Source organism: Pigmentiphaga daeguensis (assembly GCF_039523035.1).
GTDB classification, from domain to species: domain Bacteria; phylum Pseudomonadota; class Gammaproteobacteria; order Burkholderiales; family Burkholderiaceae_B; genus Pigmentiphaga; species Pigmentiphaga daeguensis.
Genome location: NZ_BAAAEN010000003.1, coordinates 131,614 through 156,934 on the forward strand (window position 1 = coordinate 131,614; position 25,321 = coordinate 156,934).

Genomic DNA, 25,321 nt, shown 5'->3' on the forward strand with positions numbered 1-25,321 from the left:
CCCTTTTCCCGTATTCCGCAGTGCCCTCCTTTTCGCCCCGGCCTCCGATGGGCGCTGGTCCTGGCGGCCGCCGCCCTGGCCGGCTGCGTGAGCGTTCCGGCCCCGGACCTGCATGCCGACGTCCCCGCGCAATGGAGCAATGCCGCACCGGGCGCGGCCGCACCCGCGCCCGCCGAATGGTGGAAGGCGTTCGGCGACCCGCAGCTCGACGGCCTGGTGGAGCAGGCGCTGGCCGGCAACCTGACCATCGCCGAGGCCCATGCCCGCCTGCAGGCCGCGCGCAAACTGCATGACGCAGCCAACGCGCCCTACCTGCCCAACCTGAATTTCCGCACGCGCGACGCGGTCGCGGCCGACGCCAGCAGTTCGTACTTCCAGGCCGGATTCGACGCCACCTGGGAATTCGGCCTGTTCGGGCGCGGCGAAAGCGCCGAACGGCAGGCCCGCGCCAGCGTGGACGCGGCCGCCGCCACCTTGCAGGGCGCGCGCGTCAGCGTCGCCGCCGAGGTCGTGCGCGCCTGGCGCGAGCTGCGCAGCGCCCAGGCCCGGCAGCGATTGCTGAAGGAAGCGGTCACTCTGCAGGAACGCCAGGTAGAACTTGTCTCGCTACGGGAACGTACGCGCCTCGCGTCGCGCGTGGACGTCGAGCGGACCCAGGCCGCGCTGGAACAGGCCCGGGCCTCGCTGGCCGACCCCGGCATGGCCGTGCGGCAAAGCGCGCTCAAGCTGGCCGTGCTCCTGGGCCGCCACGAGCCCGACCCCGCCTGGACCCGCGAGCCGGCCGTCGCCACGCCCCCCGCCACGCTGGCCGCGATCGCCAGCACGCCCGCCGACATGCTGCGCACCCGTCCCGACGTCCAGATGGCCCAGGCGCGCGTGCTGGATGCCGCGGGCGCGCTAGGCATCGCCCGGGCCGACCTCTACCCCCGGCTGGGCATAGGCGGTTCGCTGACGGTGGCCAGCAACTTCGCCAACAACTTCAACCGGCGCAATACGCCTACCTATACCCAGACGATCTTCTCGCTGGGGCCGCTGATCGACATCCCGCTGTTCGACTGGGGCCAGCGGCAGGCCGCCGCGCACGCCCGCAGCGACGAACTCGATGCCGCCCTGCTGGCCTACCGGCAGGCCGTGCTGGAAGGATTGTCCGAGGCCGAGTCGGCGCTGATCGAACTCGACCACTACCGGCAACGCCGCGAAGCCGAGGAACGCGCGCTGCAAGCGATCGGCCGGGCCGCCGACCACGCCGGGCGGCTGACGGCCTCGAAGCTGTCGAGCGAATTCGACAACGCCGACCTCGCCTCGCGCCGCATCCAGGCCCAGCTGGCGCTGTCGGCCACCACGCTGGCGCGGGACCTCGCGTTCATCTCGCTGCACAAGGCCGTGGGCGGCGCCCCGGCCTGGCGCGGCGAGGAACAATCCTCCGCCGCCGCTTCCCCCCACGATCATTGACATGCTCGCACGCAAGACTCTCATCCACGAATGGCCGCGCTTCCTGCCGGCGGTGGTGGCGGTGGCCTTCTCGGGCCTGCTGCTGCTGGCCCAGGCCAGCCTGGTACTGGGCATCTTCGGCAACGCGGCGGTCTACATCACCGCGTCCGACGCCGACATCTGGATAGGCTCGCCCGGCACGCAAAGCATCGACCAGGGCCTGCCGCTGAACCCCGACATCGAGATGCCCCTGCGCATGGACCGCGGCGTCGCGGCCGTGGAACCCTTCTACCTGCGCTCGGCCGAATGGCGCAGCCCCGAGGTGCATGGCGGGATGAGCGTGGCCGTCTCGGGCGTGGACGTCCGGCCGGGCAGCATGCTTTTCGCGCGCCTGCTGTCGCCCGAGATGCGCGAACGCCTGGCCGAGATCGGCACCATCGTCGTGGACCGCGCCGACCTGCACAAGCTGGGTACGCGGCAAGGCGGACAGGCGACGCTCAACGGCCATCCGGTGCGTGTCATCGGCGTCATCAGCGGCCTGCGCGCCCTGGACGGCGCCAACGTGCTGGCCTCGTCCGACACGGCGCGGCTGATCAGCACCCCGGACGAAGGCGACCTGCCCACCTACTTCGTCGCCAAGGTGCGCAACCCGTCGGAAGCCGAAGCGGTGCGCGAACGGATCGCGAACCAGCGCAGCTTCGGCGCCTACGAGGTCTGGAGCAGCAAGGAGTTTTCCAAGAAGACGCAGCTGTACTGGCTGCTGCAGACGGGCGCCGGCGCTGGCGTGCTGTTCCTGGCCGGCGTGGTGTTCCTGGCGGGCGCAGCCATCACCAGCCAGACCCTGATCGCCGCCATCGCCGGCTCCATGCGTGCCTACGCCACGCTCAAGGCCATGGGCGTCAGCGCTTCGTCGCTGCGCACGGTGGTGCTCAAGCAGGCGTTCGGCGTGGGCGTGACCGGCACCGCGCTGGCCGCCATCCTGTGCGTCGTCCTGCTCACGATCGCGCGCGGGCAGAACGTGCCGGTGCGCATGACGCCCGCGGTGGCAACGGTGTGCGCCATCCTCGTCATGGCGATCGCGCTGATCTCCGGGCTGTTCGCGGTCCGGCGCCTGCATCGCGAGGATCCGGCATCGCTGCTGCGCTGACCAAGCGGTAAGGCCGCCTCAGTCGCGCAGCGGCCGCGCGTCCTGGGGCCAGTCGGGGCGGGTCGAGAACATCGGCAGCAGGCGATCGGGATCGATGCCCATGGGGGCCAGGGCGGGTTGCAACGAACGGGCGCGCGCCGCCACCTCCTCCTGGCCGGGCAGCGCCCCGGCCGAGGCCAGGACCACCCGGTTGGCGCCGCGCAGATTGTAGAACGGCCCGAACACCTCGGCATACGTCGCCGATTCGCTCGCGTACGAGCCGCTGGACGCGAACGTGTTGGCCGCCAGCACGCCGTCGGGCCGCAGGATGGACCGCACCTCGCGGATGAACTCCACGGTCGACAGGTGCCGGGGAATGTAGGTCTCGTCGAAGGCATCGAGCATGACGATGTCGTAGCGGTCGCCGCGCCGGGCCGCCGCCTCTACGAACGCACGTCCGTCGGCCACTTCCACCCGCATGGACGGCCCTGTCCGGAAGCCGAAGAAGCGTTCGGCCACGCGGGCCACGGCGGGATCGATCTCGACCACGTCGATGCGGGCCTTGGGCACGACCCTGGCCAGCGCCATGGGCAGGCTGCCGCCGCCCAGGCCGATCACCAGGATGCGTTGCGGGTCCGGGCGCAGGTACAGCGAGGCCATCATCATCCGGGTGTAGTCGAACAGCAGCTGTTCGGGCCGCGCCGGCAACTGGCAGGTCTGGCGCCCGGGCGCATGCACGCTGCCGAACTTCATGCAGCGCTCGCCCCGGGACTCGTAGACGACGATGTCCTCGAAGGCCGATTTTTCGTTGTGGAGAATGGTCTGCGCCGACAGCGGCGTTGCCGCCGCCAGCGCCAGGACCGCCACGCGCGCCGCGAGGCGCGTATGCCGCATGGACATGGATTCCCGCTCCGATGTCCTCGCGGACAAGGGCCGTCAGTTGTTGAGGATGATGCTGGCAATCACGCCGGAAGCGATCGCGACCAGCAGGTACTCGGAACCCATCTGCACCCACTGGTAGCCCGGACGCGGCCGATAGAGCCGATGGGCATGCCAGTCGTTCACGACATAATAACCGCCGCGATGGTAGTTGGGCAGGCGGTCGCCGCGCGCCCAGCGGTGCGGCGGAGGCGGCGCCCAGCCGCGATGGACGACGCGCGGCGCATCGCGATAACCGTCGCGGTAGCCATGGCGGTAGTCGCGGTCGCGGCGGCGGTCGTCCCAATGGCGATGGCCGCCCCGGTCGTGCTTGTCGTAATGGCCGTGACCGTGGCCGCGATCCCAACGGTCTCCCTTGGCCTGGGCCGCAGCGCCCAGCGCGAGGCCGGCACAGGCCATCGCAATCACCAGCGTCTTCTTGATCATGATGTCGTTTCCTTCTAACCCGGCGCCGCCTGCGCCGCCGCGTACGCAGCGGCGAGCACACTTGGCTTTCGGCAAGCTGACTGTACACCGCGGCAATATTGATACATTGCTACATACGTAATCAAACGTGTGCGCGCGGCGGCCCCGCGGACGGAATCTCCAGGCGCGGCGCGGGCCGGGCGATGTTGCAATAAGCCGGGCGGACCGTCCCGCCGCCGCGACACGCGCCGCTCAGGCCGGGCCGCGCTCCTGCTCGAGCAGTTGCCTCAGGACGCGGCGTATGCGGATCGAGCCCGTATCGGTGGCCAGCAACACCGGCTGGGCGTCGAACAGGTCGGTGCCCCCCAGCAGCCGCTGCTGCGCCTCGATCACCGGCTTGTCCTCCTCGACGAAGACGCGCGTCATCAGCGCATGCCGCAGCCGGGTCATGTCCTCGTCGTCCTGCCGGTACTCGCGCGTCAACCAGTACCAATAGTGGGACGAGGTCCGCGTCTCGGGCGTGACGATATGGGCATTGAAGGTACGCAGGCCCTGCTCGGCGGGCGCGCCCATGGGCGTGACGCTGATATCCAGCTTGAGCAGTCCGGCGGGACTCCAGGTCACGCGATTGACGAAGTCCACGAGCACGCCCGGCTGCGGCAGGAAACGGTCGTAGACCGGCGGCGCCGGCTGTCCCTGGCTGCGCAGTTCGATGACCACCTCGGTGCCCTGCTCGGATACGACGGGACGGTTCTCGACGAAGGCGCCGCCGCCCAGCGTGGTCGCATGCAGATACTCGACATGGCTGAGGTCGGCGACGTTGTCGACGATCAATTGGTAATGGCACGCCGAGGGCATGGCGCCGCGCGACTGCGCGGTGGCAGGCACGCGCGCCATGTGGCCCAGGTCGGGCACGCGGGCGGCGTCGGCGGCCTCAGGCACTCCCATCCAGATCCACAGCACGCCGTCGCGCTCGGCCATCGGAAAGGCCGGCACGCCGGCCTTGGCCGGGATGGCGCCGTGCGGGTTCTCCACGCAGCGCCCGCCGGCATCGAAGCGCAGGCCGTGATAGATGCAGCGCAGCGTATCGCCGGCCAGCGTGCCGCGGCTGAGCGGCGCCACCCGATGCGGGCAGCGGTCCAGCAGGGCGACGGGTGCGCCGTCCCCGCGGCGGAACAGCACCACCGGCTGCTCCAGGAAGGTGCGCGGCAGCAGCGTCCCGGCGGGGAGCTCCTCGCTCCAGCCCGCCATGTACCAGCAATTTCTCAGGAACTCCATGCCATCCTCACGACATGCGGCATTGCGCGTGGAAACTGTCCTTGGCGTCGGACAAGGGCTTGGACACGGTCTTCAGGCTGACCCGCCCCTGAGCATCGCGCGCGGCCACGAACATGTAGAAATCCTGGATCGGGTAGTTGTTGGTGTTGAAGCGGAAATTGCCGCGCACCGACTTGAAATCCGCCGCCCGCAAGGCCTTGCCCAGGGCCTGCTTGTCGTCCACCTTGCCGCCGGTGGCCTTCAGCGCCGAGCCGATCAGCCGCGCGGAATCGTAGGACTGCGCCGCGTACTCGGACGGAATGCGGCCGTACTTGGCCTCGAAGGCTGCGACGAACTGCCGGTTCTCGGCATTGGGCAGGTCGGGCCCCCAGTTGCTGCTGTTGAACACGCCCAGCGCGGCCTCCTTGAGGGCGGGCAGGTTGGTGCCGTCGGCCGCCGCATTGGTCAGCAGCGGGATCTTGCCCAGCAGGCCTGCCTGCCCATAGGCACGCACGAAGGCCACGCCGTTGGCGCCCGGGTAGAACGCATAGACCGCGTCCGGCCGCGCGGCCGCGATGCGGGTGATCTCGGCCGAGAAATCCAGCTGGGCCAGCGGGGTGTAGATCTCGTCGGCCAGCGGCTGGCCGTAGTTGCGCTTGAAACCGGCCACGAAATCCTTGCCGGCCTGATAGTTGGGCGCGAGCGCGATCACGCGCGCATAGCCCTGCTGCCTGGCATAGGTGCCGCTGGCCTCGGCGAACTGGTCGTTCTGCTTGGCCGCCGAAAAGAAGAAAGGCGAACAGGCGGATCCGGCCGTGGGCGACGGTCCGGCGTTGCCGGACACCATGAACACCTGCGCCGCGGCGAATTTGCGGGTCACCGCCATCGCCACGTTCGAGAACGTCATGCCGGCCACCAGCGCCACTTTCTCGCGCTCGATCAACTCGTCGGCGATCTGCGTCGCGACCTCGGGCTTGAGCTGGCTGTCCCGGCGCACGATGGCCACGGGAATGCCACCCAGCTTCCCGCCTTCCTGTTCCACCGCCAGCATGAAGCCGTCGTACATGTCCTGGCCCAGCATGGCCTGCGGACCGGACAGCTCTCCCATGAAACCGATCCTGACCTGGGCCTGCGCCCCCGAAGCCAGGCACGCCCAGGCCAGCGCCGCGGCCAGCGGATATCTTGCTTGCATGCATCGTCTCCTGTCGGCGCCTGGCGCCTCGTTCTTGGATGGCCCCCCCCGGCCGGGGGCCCAGCCAGCAATCTAACGGCGCCAACAGAATTCCAATAGCAAATATTTCTAATATCGACTATTTGATATTCAGATAATATCCGCGACATGAAGACCGACCTGAACCTGCTGCGCGTGCTGGTCGCCATCTACGACACCGGCAGCGTCAGCGCCGCGGCGCAGCGCCTCGCCATGAGCCAGCCGGCCGCCAGCGCCGCGCTGTCGCGCCTGCGCGCATCCCTGGGCGACCAGTTGTTCGTGCGGCGCGGATCCCGCATGGAAGCCACGCCGCGCGCACAGCACATCATTGCCCGCACGCGCGAGGTCATCCAGGTCATCGACCACGAGATCCTGCCCAACCCCGAGTTCTCGCCGTCCCGCTTCGACGGCGAACTCACGCTGTGCATGAGCGAGATCGGCGAGGCGGTCTTCCTGCCCGCCCTCTACCGGCGCATCCGCGCCGAGGCACCCGGCGCGCGCCTGCGCACCATCGGCCTGCTGCCGGCCGAACTGGAAGGCGCCCTGTACGAAGGCCGCGTCGATTCGGTGCTGGGCTACTTCCCCGACCTGCAATCCCACTTCATCTTCCAGCAGCGGCTGTATTCGCACGACCTGACCTGCCTCGTGCGCCAGGCCCATCCACTGGCCGGCCCGCGCATGACGCTGGACGAATTCCTGGGCATGGACCACGTGCTGGTGCGCGACGACGGGCGCAGCCAGGAAATGTTCGAGCAGGAACTGGCCGCCCGCGGCATCGAGCGCAAGATCGCGCTGCGCACCTCGCACTACATGAGCCTGGGCACGCTGATCAACGACAGCGACCTCATCGTCGTGCTGCCGCGCGCGGTGGCCGAACTGCACGTGCGCAGCGCCAACGCGCGCATCGTCGAACCGCCCTTCCCCATCCGCCGCTACGACCTCAAGCAGTACTGGCACCGGCGCTTCCACGACGACCCCAAGAGTATCTGGCTGCGCACGCTCATCCAGGGCGTCCTGGGAGAACCGGCGCCGGCCATGCCGTGACGGCACCGGCATGCGGCATGTTTCCATCAATTAAATCGCTTGCGATTTAATTTTTCGCTATCTATACTGCCGGCATGAATGCGAAACCCCAAGCCGCCGCCAGGTCCGCGCCGCTGTCGCTGGACAACCAGCTCTGCTTCGCGCTGTACTCCACCAACCTGGCGATGAACAAGCTCTACCGTCAGTTGCTGGGCAAGCTGGAGCTCACCTATCCCCAGTACCTGGCCATGCTGGTGCTATGGGAACGGGACGGCCTGACGGTTTCCGAGCTGGGCCAGCGGCTGTTCCTGGATTCCGCCACGTTGACGCCCCTGCTCAAGCGGCTCCAGGCCATGGAATTGATCGCCCGCACGCGCGGCAAGGAAGACGAACGCCAGGTGCTCGTCACGCTGACGCCGAAAGGCCGGGCGCTCAAGGCCAAGGCCGCTTCGGTTCCTTCCGCCGTCCTGTGCGCCAGCGCATGCACCCCTGCCCAGCTCGCCGCCACCAAGCAGCAATTGGAGGCCCTGCGGGACAGCCTGTTGAAGAACGGCTGAGACATGGCGGCCCAACCGGAGATCCGCATGGCGCGTCACGGCATTTAAATAGCACACGATTAAATCGCTAAATACACATGTAGCCGGCCGGGGTGGCGGCCGACTGCATCCCCAACCGCCACCCATGGCTCTGCGAGCCCTTCCAGGAGTTTCATCATGCCCATCGAAAAAGTCCTCTATGTTGCCCACGCGACGGCCACCGGCGGCCGGGACGGCAAGGCCGCCTCTTCCGACAACGCGCTGGACGTGCGCCTGTCCACGCCCAAGGAACTGGGCGGCGCGGGCGGCCCCGGCACGAATCCGGAACAGCTGTTCGCTGCCGGCTACTCGGCATGCTTCCTGGGTGCGCTGAAGTTCGTCGCCGCCAAGGAGAAGGTCGGCCTGCCAGCGGACACGCAGATCGAAGGCGCGGTGGGCATCGGTCCCATTCCGACCGGTTTCGCGATCGAGGTGGAACTCAGGATCTCCCTGCCGGGCCTGGAGCGCGCCACGGCCGAATCGCTGGTGCAGAAGGCCCACGTCGTGTGCCCCTACTCCAACGCGACCCGCGGCAACATCGACGTCACGCTCACGGTGGTCTGACCCGCCGCGCGGCGGCGCGGATCGTTCACTTCGTTGTCACCCGCGGCGGGTAGCCTGCCCGGCGTCTTCCCCACGCGAACACGACGAACATGACCGATACTCTTGCCCGCCGCCGCTTCCTGCGCGGCGTCGCCCTGGGCGGCGCCGGCGCCGCCTCTTCCCTGGCCCTGGCCGCCTGCGGCGGCGGCGACGATGACCATCCCGTCGACGTCGGCTTCACCCATGGCGTGGCCAGCGGCGATCCGCTGGCCGACCGCGTCGTCATCTGGACCCGCGCCGTCCCGGCCGGCGGCGGCGACGTCGACATCAAGTGGGAAATGGCCACCGACGAGGCCTTCAAGAACATCGCCAAGAGCGGAGCGGCCAGCGCCCGCGCCGACCAGGACCACACCGTCAAGGTCGACGTCGCCGGGCTCGCGGCGGGGACGGTCTACTGGTACCGCTTCAAGCACGAGGACAAGGTCTCGCCCATCGGCCGCACCCGTACCCTGCCCACCGGCCCGGTCAAGCAGGCCAAGCTGGTGGTCTTCTCCTGTTCCAACTACCCGGCCGGCTATTTCCACGTCTACGCCGAGGCCGCCAGGCGCGGGGACCTCGACGCCGCCATCCACCTGGGCGACTACATCTACGAATACGGCCGCGACGGCTATGCCTCGGAACAGGCGCAGGCCATGGGCCGGCCGTCCGAACCCGCCAACGAGATCGTCTCGCTGGCGGACTACCGACGCCGCTATGCCCAGTATCGCAGCGACCCCGACCTGCAGGCGGTGCATGCCGCCCTGCCCTTCATCGCCGTGTGGGACGACCACGAGATCGCCAACGACACCTGGGAAAACGGCGCCGAGAACCACCAGCCCGATACCGAGGGCGATTTTGCGCTGCGCAAGGCGGCCGCCGTGCGCGCCTACCACGAGTGGCTGCCCACGCGACCGCAGTCGGCGCCCAACGTCATCTACCGCAGCTTCGACTTCGGCGACCTGCTGTCGCTCCACATGCTCGATACGCGCGTCCTGGCCCGCGCCAGGCAGCTGTCCTACACCCGCTACTTCGGCGCGCTGCTCGGCAATCCCGACCCCGCCGCCGGTCTCGCGCAGTTCGCCGCCGCATTCACCGCCGACGTCGCCGCGCCTGGCCGGCAACTGATGGGGCAGGCGCAGACCACCTGGCTGCGCGACCGCATGGCCGCCTCGAAGGCGACCTGGCAAATCCTGGGCCAGCAGGTGCTGATGGCGCCGGTGCACCTGCCCATGCCGGTCCTGCTGGGCCTGCTGGCCTCGACCGGCCAACTGGGCGACGTCGAGATCCCCGCCCAGTTCGCGATGGACCCCGCCGCCTATGCCCGGCTGGTGGCCCGGCAGCAGGCCGGCGATCCGACCCTGACCGCGCAGGAACGCGCCATCCTGGCCATGCCCTGCATCCCGTACAACCTCGATTCCTGGGACGGCTATTGGGCCGCGCGCGAGACCGTGCTGGGGATGGCGCGGCAACTTGACAAGAACCTGGTCGTGCTGGCCGGGGACACCCACAACGCATGGGCCAGCGACCTGCGCGACAAGGACGGGAACGCCGTGGGCGTGGAGTTCGCCGCGTCGTCGGTGACCTCTCCCGGCTTCGAGGAATACCTGGGCGACGGCGTGCCTGCGGGCCAGTTGGCGGCCCTGCTGACCGGCCTGGCCAACCTGTCCACCCTGGCCGCAGGCAACAAGTGGGCCGGCAGCCTGAAATACGCCGACACCAGCCTGCGCGGCTACATGGTCCTGACCGTCACGCCCGAACGCATCCGCGCCGACTGGCAGTACGTCGACACGGTGCATGCCCGCGACTATCGGGCGTCGCTGGGCAAGAGTCTCGCCACGCTGCCGGGCGCGTCGAACCGCAGGCTGGTCGAGGTCTGATCTCCCAAGCACCACGACAGGGTTCCGGGCGCGCCTTCATGGTGCGCCTTGACCCTTATTTGTGCATCGCAACATTTTTCTGGCGATCCGGTTTTTCAGGCGCTACCATCAAGGCAATCCACCAGGATTACCCGAACTGCGATGCACAACGAAACCCGCTCCACCCTCTTGTCCGCCGCCATTGCCGTCCGGTCCGAACTTCAGTTCCACTACCACGGCGCCACGCGCATAGCCCATCCCCACAGCCTGGGCTCCACCACCGACGGCACGCTGATCGTGATCGCCTGGCAGCTGGACGGCCGCTCGGGCGATCCGCCCGGCTGGCGCCTGTACAACGCCGACAGGATGAATCGCCTGGTCCGCACGGGCCAGCGCTTCGAACCCTTGCCGTCTCCGCCCTACAAGCTGGCCGGACTGATCAGGACGCCGTACGAATCGCCCTTCGACGACGACCGTCCCTTCGACCTGCCGCCGCTGGCCAGCCAGCAGCGCAAGAGCCGCGGCAGGTGGCTGCGGACGATCTGAGTCCGCGGTTGCCGCCCGCGCTCACCCCGCCACGGTCAGCTTGCACGACCTGCCCAGGTTGGCCTGGATGATGGCGCGATCCGCGTCATCGGTCTTGCCATCGTGGTTGAGGTCGTACCAGCTGGATTGGGCCACGCCCTCGTGCAGGTTCAACCGGCTGAGCTCCATCCAGTTGTCCAGGTCCTTCTGGTCGACCACGCCGTCGCGGTTGCCGTCGCCCGGACAGTTGAGCGAGTCGTAGCTGTAGTTGTAGGCCGCCACGCGGTCCCGCAGGTCCATCTCGGCCTTCAAGGCGGCATAGGCCTGCTGCGCCTGGGCATCCAGCGCGGCGGTGATGGTGGGCGAGCCCGTGGCGATGGCGCTGCCGCTCCGGTCCAGCGTGGGATCGGGAACGGCCATGTCGATCCGGTAGAGTTCGTCGGTGTTCCGGTTTTCCACATATGCCGAGTTGACCGGATTGGCGGTGTCCACCGTATAGGTCTTGCGGTTCAGGCGCACCAGCTTGTAGCTGCCGTCGCTGACGGCTTTCTGTGAATCCGGCAGGACGTCCACCGCGTCGTCCGCGTCCAGCGCCTTGCGGTAGGACAGCACCTGTCCGCATTGGCTGAAACCTTCCGCGGGCACGCCCGCCAGCCCGGAGCCCGCCCCGTACCAGACGCCGCTCTGGTCTTCGCACAAGGCCTTGTTCGGAAAAATGGTGAAGCAGGCATTGGCCGCTTCCACGACGCAGGGCTGGGGCGTGATGTCGCTGGCAGGATTGGTGAAATTCGTACCCATTTCGGAGAAATTCAGGCTGCGGATGGCGCCTTGGCCGGGGTTGGTCAAGTAGGCCAGCATGGGCTGGGCGTCCACCGGGCGGTTGGCGGGCACGCCTGCCTTGACATCGGCCCCGGCGATTTCCGCGAACAACTGGTACAGGTCGGGCGAGCTGACCTGGTGCGCCACCTCCCGGCCCGGCTCCTTCACGATCGGGCCGGCCACCAGCAACGGCACCGATACGCCGGTCTGGTAGGGGAAGCCCTTGGCGCGCGTGGGGTCGAAGCGGCCCGGCGCGGTGAACTTCACGCTGTTGACGTAGGTGCCGTTGTCGCCCATGACGACCACCACGGTGTTGGTTTTCTCCGGCTGGTAGTTCAGCGTGCCGTCGCCGTTCCAGGTGGCAAGACCCAGTTCCACCAACAGGCGGCCGATCTCCTTGTCCATGGCCTCGACCATCAGGTTGGTGACGATGTGGTCATCGATCAGCGCCGTGATCCGGCCCGGCGCGCCTTCGATGTCGCTGGCCGGCGAGCAGAGCAGGTTGTCGTTGCGGCCCGGGGTCGATTCCGACACCAGCGACAGGGGCGGCACTTGCAGCGGCGCGTGGATGGCGGAATAGCCGACCGACATCATCCAGGGCGTGTCCGTGGACTGCCCACGGGCCCAGGCCACGGCACGGTCGGTCTCCATGGTGCTGCGATAGCCGCGCGCGGACGGATCGGTGGCCGTGACCTTGCGCGAGGTGCCGTCGGCCCAGCTCTGGATGAACTCGCCGGTGTAGTAGCCGTTCTGCGCGCTGAAGTCGATGTAGCCGGGCCGGGCGCCCTGGCAGGACTGGCCGGGGTCGAAGATCCCGCCGCGTTCCATGCAGCTGCGGCCCGGCGTGACGATGTCGCTGCTGCGGGTGATGGACTCGCAGCTGCCCGTCGCGAAATAGCACGCGCCGCCGTCGGCGCCGTTGACGGGGTCCATCGTCGTGTTCGACACGAAGCCGCATTTGTAGGTGCCTTCGGCCACGGTGGCCAGGCCCGCCCGCGTGTCGATCGGATAGGGGGCACCGTCCAGATAGCCGTCGAAGTAGTCCCAGCCCAGCTTCCACATGGTCTGGTGGCCGTACGGCAGGTTGGCGGCGGTGCCCAGGTCGGAGCCGGTCAGGTGCATCTTGCCGATCAGCGCGCTGGTATAGCCCTGGGTGCGCAGGAGCTTGGGCAGCGTGACCTCGTAGGGCGAGATCTCGGAATTGGCCAGGTCGGTGGACACCACCGCGTTCAGGATGTTGGTGCTGGACGGGTAGCGGCCGGTGAAGAAGGTGGCGCGGGTCGGCGTGCAGGTGGGCATGGCCCAGGCATTGCGGAACTGCAGGCCGGCCTTGGCGATGGCCGTCAGGTTGGGCGTCCTGGGCGGCACGGCGCCGCCGTAGCCATACGAGGTCAGTTGATCCAGGCCGAAATCGTCGATCACGATGAACAGGATGTTGGGCTTCTGCTGCGCCTGCGGCGAGGGCTTGGCGCCGCTGTCGTCCGAGCAGCTCGACAGCAGCAGCGCGGATGCGGCCGCGGCCGCCGCGCACAGGATGGTCGGCTTGGCGCACGGTATCGTTTTCATGCTTGCTCTCCCTTTCAAGTCCTGACCAGCCGGAATCCCAGGTGGGACATGGGGCTGTAGGGGTCGGAGCCGCGCCGGGCGCTGGGCCGGTACGACAGGCAATAGTCTTCGTTGCACAGGAACGAGCCGCCGCGGATGACCCGCTTGGGCGCATCGAACGGAACGCCGGGCTCGCCGGGGTCATAGGAGCCGGCCGGCCCCTGGGGGTTGTCGATGGGATGGGCCGGCAGCCTGGCCTGCTGCGCGAAGTAGTCGGCGCGGTACCAGTCAGCCACCCACTGCCAGGCGTTGCCGGTCATGTCCAGCAGGCCATAGCCATTGGGCGGAAAGGTGCCCGCTTCGACCGTGCCGGCCGCTCCGCCCGCGCGCGGACTGACCACGGGAAAGCGGCGCTCGCGCACGTCCCAGTAGTTGGCCTGGCGCGCGCCGTCCACCAGCGGTTCGTCGCCCCAGCCATAGGTGGCCTGCTCCAGGCCGCCGCGCGCGGCGAACTCCCATTCGGCCTCGGTCGGCAGGCGCTTGCCCGCCCACTTGGCATAGGCCAGCGCGTCGGGATGGCTGACCTGGACCACCGGGTGGCCGCCCTTGCCCTCGATGGAACTGCCCGGCCCCTGGGGATGGCGCCAGTCCGCACCCGGAACGTAGCGCCACCAGCGGGAATAGTCGTCCAGGCGCACGGGCCGGTCGGTGCCGACGAACACCATGGCCCCGGGCACCAGCACGTCGTCGGGCGGGCGCGGCGTGCCGGGCGGCAGTTGCACGCGCACGGTCTCCCAGTCCGGCTTCCGTTCGGCGGTGGTGACGTAGCCTGTTTCCCGGACGAAGCGGGCGAACTGGTCGTTGGTGACGTGCGTGACATCCATCCAGAAGCCCGGGACGCGCACCTGGTGCGTGGGGCGTTCGTTGGGATAGGCCAGCCGGTGATCGCTGCCCATCAGGAACACGCCGCCCGGCACCCAGGCCATGCCCTGGGGCGTACGGACGCCGTCGCCGAGCACGACGCGTGGCCTTTGCGCGGGTCGGCTGCGCCACGCCTGCCACCCGAGGACACCGCCGGCGGCGGCGCCCGCGGCCGCCAGGGCCACTCCGCCCATCAGCAGGCGCCGGCGGCCATTCTTGGGGTCAGTAGATGCCATGGCTCTTGGGGCAGGTCTTGCCCAGGTTGTTCCGGACGATCTGGCCGTCGGCGTCGTTGGTGCGCCCGTCGAGCACACTGCCGATCACGAAGTCATAGACGCTGGACAGGCCCCAGTCGCGGGCCAGCCGGCTCCAGTTGGACAGGTCCTGCGCATCGACCACGCCGTCGCGGTTGCCGTCGCCCGGGCAGTCGGGATCGGCGGCCAGCATCTCGTCGAGCCTGGCGCGCAGGTCGACGTAGGCGGCATTGACCTCGGCGGAAGGGGAAGCCGCCAGCAGATCGCGGTCGGGCGTATCGAGCAGCGGCGTGGGCGTGGCCTGGTCGACCTCGTACAGCTCCTCGGTGACCACCGTGGTGCCGCTGTCGCTCGCGGCATCGTAGGCCTGGCGGGTGTTGCGGACCAGCTTGTAACGGTCGTTGCGGATCGCGGCCGAGATCTCGGGCAGGATATCGAGCTGATCGCGGCCGGCCTTGTACAGCGCCTGGTTCACGCTCCAGCACGAACCGTAGCCGGCGCCGCCATCGGGCACCACCGACGGATCGTCATGGCCGGCTCCCCACCAGGTACCCTGGTTGTCCTCGCACACGCTCTTGGACACCGGGATCTGGGTGCAGCTCGTATTGATCACGCAGGCGCCGTTGCGCCCGCCATCGGCCTGCTGGTTGTAGCCGCCGATGGTGAAGTTGATGGTGCGCAGGCTGGGCTGGTCGGGGTGGGTCAGGTAGGGCAGGATGGCCACCGAGTCGATCGTGCGCGGTACCGCCGCGTGCGCGTCGATGCCGGCCACCTCGCCGAAGAACTGGAACAGGTCCACCATGTTGACCATGTGATCGACCTCGCGGTCGGGTTGAGCGACCAGCGGCCCGGCGATGATGAGCGGATCCCAGACACCGGTCTGGTAGGCCGTGCCCTTGGCCCGCGAGCCGCTGAACGGCAGCTTGACCGCCGACCCCAGCGTGCCGTTGTCGCCCACGATCACGATCACCGTGTTGGCAGCCTTCGGGTCGTACTGCAGCCGGCCGTCGTCGCCGCGCCGCGCCAGCCCCGTCTCCACCAGCAGGCGGCCGAACTCGGTGTCCATGGCCTCGGTCATCTGGTCCTGGATCAGGCGGCCGGTCAGCGTGCCATTGCAGTCCCAGCCGTCGGACAGCGCGTTGCCGCTGACCGGCACCAGGCTGCGCGGCGGCTGCTGCCAGGGCGTATGGGCGGCGCTATAGCTGACGGTGGCCATCCACGGGCGCGAGGACGGACGCGACTTGATCCAGTCGATGGCGGCATCGGTCTCGATGCGCGTGCGATAGCCGCGCGCACGCGCATCCGTCAGCGGAACTTCGGTGACCTTGCCGCCATCGATGATCACCAGCGGCGAGACGTAATAGGCATTCTCGCGCTCGAAGTCCAGCGTGGCCGGCACCTTGCCGCAGCTCTGGCCGGGCACGAAAATGCCGCCCGCGGACAGGCATTGCAGACCGGCCGCATCCTGCAGGGGCGAGGTGCGGCTGACGGTCGTGCAGCTGTTGTCGGCCCGGTAGCAGGCTCCCGAGTCCGCGCCCCCGGCGGCCTTGCCCGGCACGAAACCGCAGGCATAGGTCTTCTCGGCCGCGATGCCGCCCGCGGTCGAGTCGATCGATGCCGGCAGCCCGCCTATCCAGCCGTAGAAATGGTCCCAGCCCAGCACGCTGGGCGTGGCGTTGCCGGCCTCGTTGTTCTCGGGGCCGGCCAGGTGGAACTTGCCGAACATCGCGCTTTCGTAGTTGGCCCGCTTGAGCAGCTTGGGCACCGTCGTCTCGTACGGCGACACCTGGGAATTCGCCAGATCGTTGGGACCGATGGCCTGGTAGATGCGGGTGCGGGTCGGGTAGCGGCCCAGGAAAAAGGCCGCCCGTCCCGGCGAGCATTCCGGCATCGACCAGGTATTGCGAAAACGCACGCCGGCCGCGGCGACCGCATTGATGTTGGGCATGCTGGGCGCGGTGGCGCCGCCATAGCCGAAGGCGGACATCTGGTCGATGCCCACGTCGTCCATCACGACGAACAGGATATTGGGCGGCCTCGTGCCCGGCCCCTCGGCCTGCCCGTCCCCGCCGCCGGACGATCCGCCGCCGCAGGCGGCCAGTAGCGTGATGGCGACGGCTCCCATCGCCGCCATGCGGATGTATCTTCTCATTGGTATTCCCCCGGACCCGCGCGGTCGATCGCCCGCGATGGGCGCATCTTAGTCACGCCTGGGCCGGCGGCTGAATACCATGTACATGGTATGGCCGGCGCGGCGGCCTCTGCGATACTTGCTCAATGGAGAAATGCGCGCTCGCGCCAGGCCCGCGGGACGGCCGCGGCCGCAGCGCGGCCAGGAGAACTGCAATGACGAAGGGTCCGCTCAGGATTCTGCTGACCGAAGACGACGGGCCCATACGCGAGCGCCTCGCCCGCATCATCGGCGAATGGCCCGAAGCGAACCTGTGCGCGGCTTGCGCCAACCTCGAGGAAACCCTGATCGCCATCGGGGCCAACGAGATCGATCTCCTGATCACCGATCTCAACCTGCCCGACGGCAGCGGCATCGATGCCATCCGTTTCCTGGCCAAGCGACAGCCCAAGGCCGAGGCGATGGTCATCTCCATCCTGGCCGATGAGCGCTCGGTCCTCGATGCCATCGAGGCGGGCGCCGCCGGCTACCTGCTCAAGGACGCCGACTCCATCGACCTGCTCGACGCGATCCGGGACGTCATGGCCGGCCGTTCGCCCATCTCCTCGCGCATCGCCCGCGTCCTGGTCCGTCGCCTGGCCGAACAGGGACACGCTGCCGGCAACGCCGGGAAGACCGCGGACAAACCCATCCTGACCGAACGCGAGATGGACATCCTGTGGGGCATCGCCAAGGGCTTCACCTATGGCGAACTGGCCGACAAGCTCGCCATTTCCCGGCAGACCGTTCCGGTCCATATCCGCAACATCTATCGCAAGCTGCAAGCCACCAACCGCTCCGAGGCCGTGTTCGAGGCTTCGCGGCTCGGGCTCATCAGGCTGTGATGGAAGCGCGCGCTGGCCTGTCGCACGACCGTGGCAAGCTGATCGCCTGGATTCTGCTGATCGCCGCCACGATCGCGATCGGCGCCCTGCCCCACCTCGTTGACACCTCGCCCCCGCCTGGCGCCCTGGCGATCGCCGAAGCGCGCTTCATCCAGGAAGGAGAAGGCCCGGAGCAGCAGGTTTCCCTGCCGCACCACTGGCTGCCCGAGACGCTCTACGAACTGACGACCGGCAGCTATCGCCTTTCCTTCCACGCCACCGACGTACCGGGCGAGTCGATGTTCCTGTTCATCCCCGCCGTCCGCCATCACGTCCAAGCCTGGGTCAACGGCCGCAGGGCGGACACGGCGCCGGATACCGTGTGGTCGACGCCCACCAGCGGCTATGCCTTCCTGGCGCGGATTCCCGACGGCGCGATCCACCCGGGCCACAACGAAATCCTGCTGCGGCAGACCCGCAAGATCGGATGGCTGCCGGGCCGTCTTTCCCAGGTCAGCGTGGGAACCGCCGCCGTGGTCATGCCCGCGTACCAGCTGTCGAACTTCCTCATCGAGGAAGTCCGCGCCATGACCTTCGCCCTGCACATCGCCCTGGCGATAGGCATCGCCAGCATCTGGACCGCCCGCCGGCACGACCCGGTCTTTGGATGGCTGGCCGCCATGTCGATCACCAGCATCCTGGTCGTCGTGGCCCAGTCCCCGCACGCCACGCTGGGCACCTTGGAGCAACTCCAGTCGATCTCGCTCATGTCCGCCGTCGGCCTGATGGCGATCGGCATGGCATTGGCCATTGCGGGACGGCGCCGCCCCAGGCAGCTGCTGCCGGCCGTCATCGCCGTTCCGGCATGTCTCCTGGCCCTGGGGCTGACCGGCCTGGTTCCGTTCCCGATGATCGGACTTCTGAGCGCCTGCATCACGCTGACCGCCTATGTCGCCGCCGCCGGCATCCTGGCGCATCAATTCGCGCAGGACAAGAATTGGGATGCCGCCATCATGGTGGGGCCCTGCGCGCTGACGGTCTGGTTCGGCGTGCACGACGTCCTGGTGGTGACCGGACGATACGACGACCCCTTCCTGCTTGCCTCGTACGCCCGTACCCTGATGCTGCTGGCCATCATGGTCATCCTGATGGGCCGGCTGGCCCGCAGCCTGAACAGCCTGGACCATGCCAACGACACGCTGCGGCAGAAACTGGCGGCGCGGGAGTCCGAACTGGGGCTGCTGCACGAGAAGGAAAAAATCCACGCCGGCCAGATGGTGCGCGAACAGGAACGCCAGCGCCTGATGCGGGACCTGCACGACGGGATGAGCGGCCACCTCGTCGCCATCATCGCTCTTTCCGAACGCCACCCGGAGGGCGGCCAGGCCATCGAGCGCGCGGCCCGGGCCGCGCTCGACGACCTGCGGCTGGTGGTCCATTCCCTGGACCTGGGCGACGGCGACCTGGGCGTGGCCCTGGCGGCCTTCCGCGAACGGCTCGAGCCGCAACTGCGGCGCCTGGGCATCGCATTCCACTGGTCCACCGAGAAACTGCCCGCGGTCACCGGCGTCACGCCGCAGAACGCCCTGTCCGTGCTGCGCATCCTCCAGGAAGCCGTCACCAACGCCATCCGCCATGGGCCCGCGCGTCGCCTGTCCATCGAAGGCAGGACGACCGAGGACGGGATGGCGACGCTATCGGTGTCCAATGATGGGGGCCGGCCGCTCCAGGCCGGCACGGGGAACGGGCTGCGCAACATGCAACGCCGGGCCCGCGAGCTGGGCGGGCGCGTGGCGTTCACGATGGGAGACGATGGTGCGAGGCTGTTGCTGGTGTTTCCGGCGCGGTTGCCGGAGTGAAGGCGTGGCTGCCACCGGCCGCTGAAAACAAAACGGCCCGCATCGCTGCGGGCCGCATGAATTCTGGTGGCGCATCCCTGATTCGAACAGGGGACCTGCGGATTATGATTCCGTCGCTCTAACCGGCTGAGCTAATGCGCCAAAAAATCTAAGACCGCGATTATATACAGTCCGGAAACGGGACGCAAATGGGCGTCCGGCCCAGGCCAATACCCCGGAATCACCCAAAAAAATGGCCCGACAGTAAACTGTCGGGCCAATAGGGAGCACACAATGCCGCGCCTCAATATGCTCGCGGGGGAAGCGCGGTATCGGTGTCGGACAACAACCCTGCCAGGCGCTGGGGATCTGCGGATTCCGCCGGCGCCCTTAGCGGCAAAGCAATCATCTGAGGCTCCAGTCTAGACCGGGGGGACTGACAGAGACCTGAACACGGCGCCGGCGTGGCGTCCGTCCAACCCCGCCCCTCTGTTAAAATGGCGTGTTCCGCCTTCCTGCCCCCGGGCTATAACCCCGTCACGGCAATCGACATGAGCAATCCCACTCCCCGCAAGCTGTACATCCGCACCTTCGGCTGCCAGATGAACGAGTACGACTCGGACAAGATGGTGGACGTCCTGAACGCCGACCAGCCGCTGGAAATCACCGATCGTCCCGAAGACGCGGACATCATCCTCTTCAACACCTGTTCGGTGCGCGAGAAGGCGCAGGAAAAGGTCTTCTCCGACCTGGGCCGCGCCAAGATGCTCAAGCGCGAGAAGCCGGACCTGGTCATAGGCGTGGGCGGCTGCGTGGCAAGCCAGGAAGGCGAGGCCATCGTGGCGCGCGCGCCCTATGTCGACGTGGTGTTCGGTCCGCAGACGCTGCACCGGCTGCCCGAGCTGATCGCCAGGCGGCGCGCCTCGGGCGTGTCGCAGGTGGACATCAGCTTCCCGGAAATCGAGAAGTTCGATCACCTGCCGCCGGCCCGGGTGGAAGGCGCCACGGCCTTCGTGTCGATCATGGAAGGCTGCAGCAAGTATTGCAGCTTCTGCGTCGTGCCCTACACCCGCGGCGAGGAAGTGTCGCGCCCGTTCGAGGACGTGCTGACCGAGATCGCCGACCTGGCGGACCAGGGCGTCAAGGAAGTGACGCTGCTGGGGCAGAACGTCAACGCCTATCGCGGCAGGATGGGCGACTCGGCCGAGATCGCCGATTTCGCGCTGCTGCTGGAATACGTGCACGACATCCCCGGCATCGAGCGCATCCGCTACACGACCTCGCATCCCAAGGAAATGACGCCGCGGCTGATCGAGGCCTATGCGCGCCTGCCCAAGCTGGTGTCCTTCCTGCACCTGCCGGTGCAGGCGGGCAGCGACCGCGTGCTGGCGGCGATGAAGCGCGGCTACACGGCGCTGGAGTTCAAGTCCATCGTGCGCAAGCTGCGCGCCGCCCGGCCCGGGCTGTCGCTGTCGTCGGACTTCATCGTGGGCTTCCCCGGGGAAACCGAAGAAGACTTCGAGAAGACCATGCGGCTGATCGACGAGGTCGGCTTCGACACCTCGTTCTCGTTCGTCTATTCGCGCCGCCCCGGCACGCCGGCGGCCGACCTGGCCGACGATACGCCGCAGGCCGTCAAGCTGGCGCGCCTGCAGCGCCTGCAGGCGCTGATCAACGACCAGGCCGCGGCCATCAGCCAGGGCATGGTCGGCACCACGCAGCGGGTCATCGTCGAAGGCCCGTCGCGCAAGGATCCCAACGAACTGATGGGCCGCACCGAGAACAACCGCATCGTGAACTTCCCCGCACCCGCGCGGCTGGTCGGCCAGGTGGCCGATATCCGCATCACCACAGCGCTGTCGCACACGCTGCGCGGCGAGGTCGTAACGCGCGAGACGGCCGGGGGCGTGCCCGCATGACGGCCGCCTCCCGCGCTTCCCACCGCCGCGCCGCGCCGGTCGTCGTATCGCTGGGCGACGACAACGCCCGGCTGTCGAATCTTTGCGGCCCGCTGGACGAGAACCTGCGCCAGCTGGCCGCCGCCTATGGCGTCGAACTGGCGCGCCGCGGCCACCGCATCACGCTGGAAGGCGAACGCGCCGAAGCGGCCTCGGCGGCGCTGCAATACCTGTATGAGCACGCGGACCAGCCGCTGTCGGTGGACCAATTGCAGTTGAACCTGGTCGAGCTGGGCGCGATGACCGCCGCCCACGACACCGACGAGGACACGCCGCCGCAGGGCGCCCCGGACGAGGCCGAGGTGGTGCTGCGCCTGCCGCGCCGGCAGGACCTGCGCGGCCGCACACCGCGCCAGCGCGACTACCTGCGCAACATCCTGGCGCACGACATCTCGTTCGGCATGGGCCCGGCCGGCACCGGCAAGACCTATCTGGCGGTGGCCTGCGCGGTCGACGCGCTGGAGCGCGAGTCGGTGCGCCGCATCGTGCTGACGCGGCCGGCGGTCGAGGCGGGCGAGCGGCTGGGCTTTTTGCCGGGCGACCTGACGCAGAAGGTCGACCCCTACCTGCGTCCGCTGTACGACGCGCTGTACGACCTGATCGGTTTCGAACGCGTGACCAAGCTGTTCGAGAAGCAGACGATAGAGATCGCGCCGCTGGCCTATATGCGCGGGCGCACGCTGAACCACGCCTTCGTCATCCTGGACGAGGCGCAGAACACCACGCCCGAGCAGATGAAGATGTTCCTGACGCGCATCGGCTTCGGCAGCAAGGCGGTCATCACCGGCGATCCGTCGCAGGTGGACCTGCCCAAGGGCCAGCGCAGCGGCCTGCTGGACGCCTCGCAGGTGCTGGCCTCGGTGCAGGGCATTTCGTTCACCCAGTTCACCAGCGGCGACGTGGTGCGGCACCCGCTGGTGGCGCGCATCGTCGACGCCTACGAGAAGCATGGCCAGCAGAACGCCCCGGGCCGCTAGCGCGGCCGCCGCCGGGCCGGCGCTGTCCCTGGCCGTCCAGTACGGGCAGGAAGAGGCCAGGCTGCCGCGCTGGCGGCTGCGGCGCTGGGTGACCCAGGCCCTGCGGGCGCCGGAACTGGCCCATGTGGCGGGAGTCGCCCTGACGCTGCGGCTGGTGGGCGCCGCCGAGGGCCGGCGGCTGAATCGCGATTTCCGCCAGCGCGACTACGCCACCAACGTGCTGACCTTCGAATACGGCGCGGACCCGGAGGGCGTGGTGGGCGGCGACATCGTGCTGTGCCTGCCGGTGCTGGCGTCCGAGGCCCGGGCGCAGAAAAAGCCGTTTTTGCATCACGCCGCCCACCTGGTGGTCCACGGCGTACTGCATTCCCTGGGCTACGACCACCTGAACGATCGCGACGCCCGGCGCATGGAGGCCCTGGAGACCCGTATCCTGGCCGAGATGGCAATACCCGACCCGTATCGGGTATCCTAAACTTTTGCAACACTTGTCCTATTGGACGATGTCAGACACCTCGCCTAGTCCGGCGTACGTTTCGCGTACGCCCAAACACCCACCCAGAACCTTCTTCGAACGGCTTTCGGCGCTGATCCACCGCGAACCGGAAGACCGCGAGGACCTCAAGGCCGTGCTCGAGGCGGCCTACAGCCGCGACCTGCTCGACGCCGAGGCGCTGTCCATGATCGAGGGCGTGCTGGCCGTTTCCGAGCTCACCGCGGGCGACATCATGATCCCGCGCTCGCGCATGGACATGCTGGAAGTCCTGCAGCCCATCGACGTCCTGCTGCCCACCATCATCGAGACCGCCCACTCGCGCTTCCCGGTATACGAGGACAGCCGCGACAACGTCATCGGCATCCTGCTGGCCAAGGACCTGCTGCGCTACATGATCGACCGCGAACTGGACCTGCGCACGCTGCTGCGGCCGGCGGTCTTCATCCCCGAATCCAAGCGCCTGAACGTGCTGCTGCGCGAATTCCGCAGCAACCGCAACCACATCGCCATCGTCGTCGACGAACATGGCGGCACCGCCGGCCTGATCACCATCGAGGACGTGCTCGAGCAGATCGTGGGCGAGATCGAGGACGAGTTCGACGACGCCGCCGTCGAGCAGTCCATCTTCCCCGACGGCAAGAACCGCTGGCGGGTCATGGCGCTGACCAACATCCGCCGCTTCAACGAGACCTTCGGCTCGTCGCTGGACGACGACGAATACGACACCGTGGGCGGGTGGATGGCCGGCACCCTGGGCCGCATTCCCCGGCGCGGCGACCGCATCGAACGCGACGACCTGCGCATAGACGTGATCCGCGCCGACGCCCGCCGCGCGCTGTGGCTGCGCGTCTCCCGCCTGGCGGCTGGCGCCGCGCCCGCGGCCCCGCTTCCCAACCAAGGCTGAGCCCGCCCGTGCCCATGCCCTATGCCGCGCTGGCCGGAGCGCTGATCCTCGGCATGCTGCAGGGACTGGCCTTCGCGCCCACCCCGTTTCCCGCCTGGTTCCTGCCGGTGCTGCAGCTGTCCACCTTCGGCGGCATGAGCTGGCTGACCTGGCGCGCCGAGGGCCTGCGGGGCGCCATCTGGACCGGAGCGGCCTTCGGCGCCGGCACCTTCCTGGTCGGCGTGTCCTGGATCTACATCAGCCTGCACGTCTACGCCTTCATGGCGGCGCCGCTGGCCGCGCTGGGCGTCGGCCTCCTGGCCGCCTATCTGTCGCTGTATCCCGCGCTGGCCACCGGCGTGGCGTGGTGGCTGTCGCAACGGCCGGCCACCGCGGGCCGCCCCGCCCGGCTGGCCTCGCCGCTGACGTGCGTGCTGGCGATGGCGGTGGCCTGGACCGGCTCGGAATGGCTGCGCGGCATCCTGTTCACCGGCTTCCCCTGGCTCAACATCGGCTATGCCCACGTCGACGGCCCGCTGCAAGGCTGGGCTCCGCTGCTGGGCGTCTACGGCGTCGCCTTCGCCGCCGCGCTGACCGCCTCCGGGCTGGTCTGGGCGGCCAGCGCCGTGGCCGAACGCCGCGCCGCCGGCATCGCGGCCGCGCTGGGCCCGGGCTGGCGCGCGCCCGCGGCGGCACTGGCCGCGCTGGCCGTCGGCATGGCGGGCGCCGCCTGGAACTGGGTGCAACCCTACGGCGCGCCGCTGACCGTCCGGCTGGTCCAGGCCAATATCCCGCTGTCCGACAAGTTCGACCCGGCGCAGATCTGGCAGGGCATGGACCGGCACCGCGACCTGGCCGAGCCCCCGCGGGCCGACGGCAAGCCCATCGCCCTGACGCTGCTGCCCGAGACCGCCGTGCCGGTGTTCCAGGACCAGCTCAGCGCCGAGGCCTGGAAGGAATGGGTGGACAGCGCCGCGCTGCGGGGCGGCACGTTCGCGCTGGGCGTGGCCATGCGCGACATCCATCCCGACCGCGACTACTACTACAACAGCGTCATCTCGCTGGATGGCCGCAGCTCGCCCGAACAACTGGTCGCCGGCCGCGTCGCGCACCGCTACGACAAGCGCCATCTGGTCCCCTTCGGCGAATTCGTGCCGCCCGGCTTCCGCTGGTTCGTGGACGAGATGGTCATGCCGCTGGGTGACTTCGACCGGGGCCGGGAACGGCAGAAACCGTTCGACATCGGCGGCCAGTACATCGCGATGAACATCTGCTACGAGGACGTGTTCGGCGAGGAACTGCTGCCCGCGGTCCGACCCGGGCCGGCCGACCCGGGCGCCACCATCCTCGCCAACGTCAGCAACCTGGCCTGGTTCGGCAATTCGCTGGCGCTGCCCCAGCACCTGCAGATGTCCCGCATGCGGGTGCGCGAGACCGGTCGCCCCATGCTGCGCGCCACCAACACCGGCATGACGGCGGTGGTGGACGAGCGGGCGCAGGTGGTGGGCGAACTGGCGCCGCACACCGCCGGCGCGCTGGACGCCACGGTGCAGGGCACCACGGGGCTCACGCCTTACGCCCGCACCGGCAACGTGCCCATCCTGTTCATCGTCGCGGCCCTGCTGGCGGTACTGGGCTGGCTGCGGGTCCGGCGCGTGGACTGAGCCCGCCGCGGCACCGTCCGTCCGTATTTCGCCCGGGCCAGTT

21 protein-coding genes and 1 tRNA gene are annotated in these 25,321 nt (G+C 68.7%); 14 read left to right on the forward strand and 8 right to left on the reverse strand.

Annotated elements, in window-relative coordinates:
- Nucleotides 1-87: 87 nt before the first annotated feature.
- Both ABD104_RS05525 and ABD104_RS05530 read left to right on the forward strand, forming a co-directional pair.
- Complete coding sequence (locus tag ABD104_RS05525; protein ID WP_165963099.1) at nucleotides 88-1,452, forward strand: TolC family protein; 1,365 nt, start codon at nucleotides 88-90, stop codon at nucleotides 1,450-1,452.
- A gap of 1 nt (nucleotide 1,453) precedes the next feature.
- A complete protein-coding gene (locus ABD104_RS05530) occupies nucleotides 1,454-2,578 on the forward strand; it encodes an ABC transporter permease (RefSeq protein WP_279819821.1) in 1,125 nt (374 codons plus the stop codon).
- Nucleotides 2,579-2,596: 18 nt separating this feature from the next.
- Here the strand turns inward: ABD104_RS05530 and ABD104_RS05535 are convergent, their stop codons facing one another.
- The 4 genes from ABD104_RS05535 to ABD104_RS05550 form a co-directional block, all read right to left on the reverse strand.
- Nucleotides 2,597-3,457, reverse strand: coding sequence for a spermidine synthase (locus ABD104_RS05535; RefSeq protein WP_243724457.1), 861 nt, complete (start codon nucleotides 3,455-3,457; stop codon nucleotides 2,597-2,599).
- A 36-nt stretch (nucleotides 3,458-3,493) separates the two neighbouring features.
- On the reverse strand, nucleotides 3,494-3,922 hold the full coding sequence (locus ABD104_RS05540) for an RcnB family protein (protein WP_207958613.1): 429 nt from the start codon (nucleotides 3,920-3,922) through the stop codon (nucleotides 3,494-3,496).
- 231 nt (nucleotides 3,923-4,153) lie between these two features.
- The gene (locus ABD104_RS05545) at nucleotides 4,154-5,179 is read right to left on the reverse strand and encodes an aromatic ring-hydroxylating oxygenase subunit alpha (protein WP_279819827.1); all 1,026 of its coding nucleotides are present in this window, start codon (nucleotides 5,177-5,179) and stop codon (nucleotides 4,154-4,156) included.
- Nucleotides 5,180-5,186: 7 nt separating this feature from the next.
- Entirely contained in the window at nucleotides 5,187-6,350 is a 1,164-nt protein-coding gene (locus ABD104_RS05550) for an ABC transporter substrate-binding protein (protein WP_130360867.1), read from the reverse strand.
- Nucleotides 6,351-6,497: 147 nt separating this feature from the next.
- Between ABD104_RS05550 and ABD104_RS05555 the strand changes: the two genes are divergently transcribed.
- The 5 genes from ABD104_RS05555 to ABD104_RS05575 all read left to right on the forward strand — a co-directional run bounded on the left by ABD104_RS05555 (nucleotide 6,498) and on the right by ABD104_RS05575 (nucleotide 10,950).
- Entirely contained in the window at nucleotides 6,498-7,412 is a 915-nt protein-coding gene (locus ABD104_RS05555; protein WP_087837336.1) for a LysR family transcriptional regulator, read from the forward strand.
- A 74-nt stretch (nucleotides 7,413-7,486) separates the two neighbouring features.
- Entirely contained in the window at nucleotides 7,487-7,948 is a 462-nt protein-coding gene (locus ABD104_RS05560) for a MarR family winged helix-turn-helix transcriptional regulator (RefSeq protein ID WP_087837337.1), read from the forward strand.
- Between the two features lie 156 nt (nucleotides 7,949-8,104).
- Nucleotides 8,105-8,530: an organic hydroperoxide resistance protein gene (locus tag ABD104_RS05565; RefSeq protein ID WP_087837338.1), complete on the forward strand. Its 426-nt coding sequence runs from the start codon at nucleotides 8,105-8,107 to the stop codon at nucleotides 8,528-8,530.
- Nucleotides 8,531-8,619: 89 nt separating this feature from the next.
- Entirely contained in the window at nucleotides 8,620-10,425 is a 1,806-nt protein-coding gene (locus ABD104_RS05570; protein ID WP_279819837.1) for an alkaline phosphatase D family protein, read from the forward strand.
- Nucleotides 10,426-10,566: 141 nt separating this feature from the next.
- Nucleotides 10,567-10,950 carry a WYL domain-containing protein gene (locus ABD104_RS05575; RefSeq protein WP_087837340.1) on the forward strand — a complete coding sequence of 128 codons (384 nt, stop codon included), beginning with the start codon at nucleotides 10,567-10,569 and terminating at the stop codon, nucleotides 10,948-10,950.
- Between the two features lie 21 nt (nucleotides 10,951-10,971).
- On the opposite strand, the gene ABD104_RS05580 is transcribed toward ABD104_RS05575, so the two are convergent.
- The 3 genes from ABD104_RS05580 to ABD104_RS05590 are packed head-to-tail and all read right to left on the reverse strand — an operon-like array spanning nucleotide 10,972 to nucleotide 16,620.
- A complete protein-coding gene (locus tag ABD104_RS05580; RefSeq protein ID WP_087837341.1) occupies nucleotides 10,972-13,314 on the reverse strand; it encodes a sulfatase-like hydrolase/transferase in 2,343 nt (780 codons plus the stop codon).
- A 14-nt stretch (nucleotides 13,315-13,328) separates the two neighbouring features.
- Entirely contained in the window at nucleotides 13,329-14,450 is a 1,122-nt protein-coding gene (locus tag ABD104_RS05585) for a formylglycine-generating enzyme family protein (RefSeq protein WP_165963100.1), read from the reverse strand.
- Nucleotides 14,437-16,620, reverse strand: coding sequence for a sulfatase-like hydrolase/transferase (locus ABD104_RS05590; protein ID WP_279819842.1), 2,184 nt, complete (start codon nucleotides 16,618-16,620; stop codon nucleotides 14,437-14,439). The genes ABD104_RS05585 and ABD104_RS05590 overlap by 14 nt, the downstream gene beginning before the upstream one ends.
- Nucleotides 16,621-16,814: 194 nt before the next feature.
- On the opposite strand from ABD104_RS05590, the gene ABD104_RS05595 reads away from it, so the two are divergent.
- The gene (locus tag ABD104_RS05595; protein ID WP_087837343.1) at nucleotides 16,815-17,483 is read left to right on the forward strand and encodes a response regulator; all 669 of its coding nucleotides are present in this window, start codon (nucleotides 16,815-16,817) and stop codon (nucleotides 17,481-17,483) included.
- Entirely contained in the window at nucleotides 17,483-19,321 is a 1,839-nt protein-coding gene (locus ABD104_RS05600) for a sensor histidine kinase (RefSeq protein WP_343927237.1), read from the forward strand. The genes ABD104_RS05595 and ABD104_RS05600 overlap by 1 nt, the downstream gene beginning before the upstream one ends.
- Nucleotides 19,322-19,385: 64 nt before the next feature.
- Here ABD104_RS05600 and ABD104_RS05605 read toward each other — a convergent pair.
- Nucleotides 19,386-19,462 (reverse strand) — tRNA-Met (locus ABD104_RS05605).
- Between the two features lie 389 nt (nucleotides 19,463-19,851).
- On the opposite strand from ABD104_RS05605, the gene miaB reads away from it, so the two are divergent.
- The 5 genes from miaB to lnt are packed head-to-tail and all read left to right on the forward strand — an operon-like array spanning nucleotide 19,852 to nucleotide 25,278.
- Entirely contained in the window at nucleotides 19,852-21,219 is a 1,368-nt protein-coding gene (gene miaB, locus ABD104_RS05610) for a tRNA (N6-isopentenyl adenosine(37)-C2)-methylthiotransferase MiaB (protein ID WP_243724459.1), read from the forward strand.
- Nucleotides 21,216-22,235 (forward strand): PhoH family protein, encoded by a 1,020-nt coding sequence (locus ABD104_RS05615; RefSeq protein ID WP_343927238.1) that lies wholly within the window; start codon nucleotides 21,216-21,218, stop codon nucleotides 22,233-22,235. The genes miaB and ABD104_RS05615 overlap by 4 nt, the downstream gene beginning before the upstream one ends.
- Nucleotides 22,207-22,710 (forward strand): rRNA maturation RNase YbeY, encoded by a 504-nt coding sequence (gene ybeY, locus ABD104_RS05620; RefSeq protein ID WP_087837347.1) that lies wholly within the window; start codon nucleotides 22,207-22,209, stop codon nucleotides 22,708-22,710. Before ABD104_RS05615 ends, ybeY begins: the two co-directional genes overlap by 29 nt.
- Nucleotides 22,711-22,738: 28 nt before the next feature.
- Nucleotides 22,739-23,635, forward strand: coding sequence for a CorC family transporter (locus ABD104_RS05625; protein WP_087837348.1), 897 nt, complete (start codon nucleotides 22,739-22,741; stop codon nucleotides 23,633-23,635).
- Between the two features lie 14 nt (nucleotides 23,636-23,649).
- A complete protein-coding gene (gene lnt, locus ABD104_RS05630; RefSeq protein ID WP_343927301.1) occupies nucleotides 23,650-25,278 on the forward strand; it encodes an apolipoprotein N-acyltransferase in 1,629 nt (542 codons plus the stop codon).
- Nucleotides 25,279-25,321 lie beyond the last annotated feature (43 nt).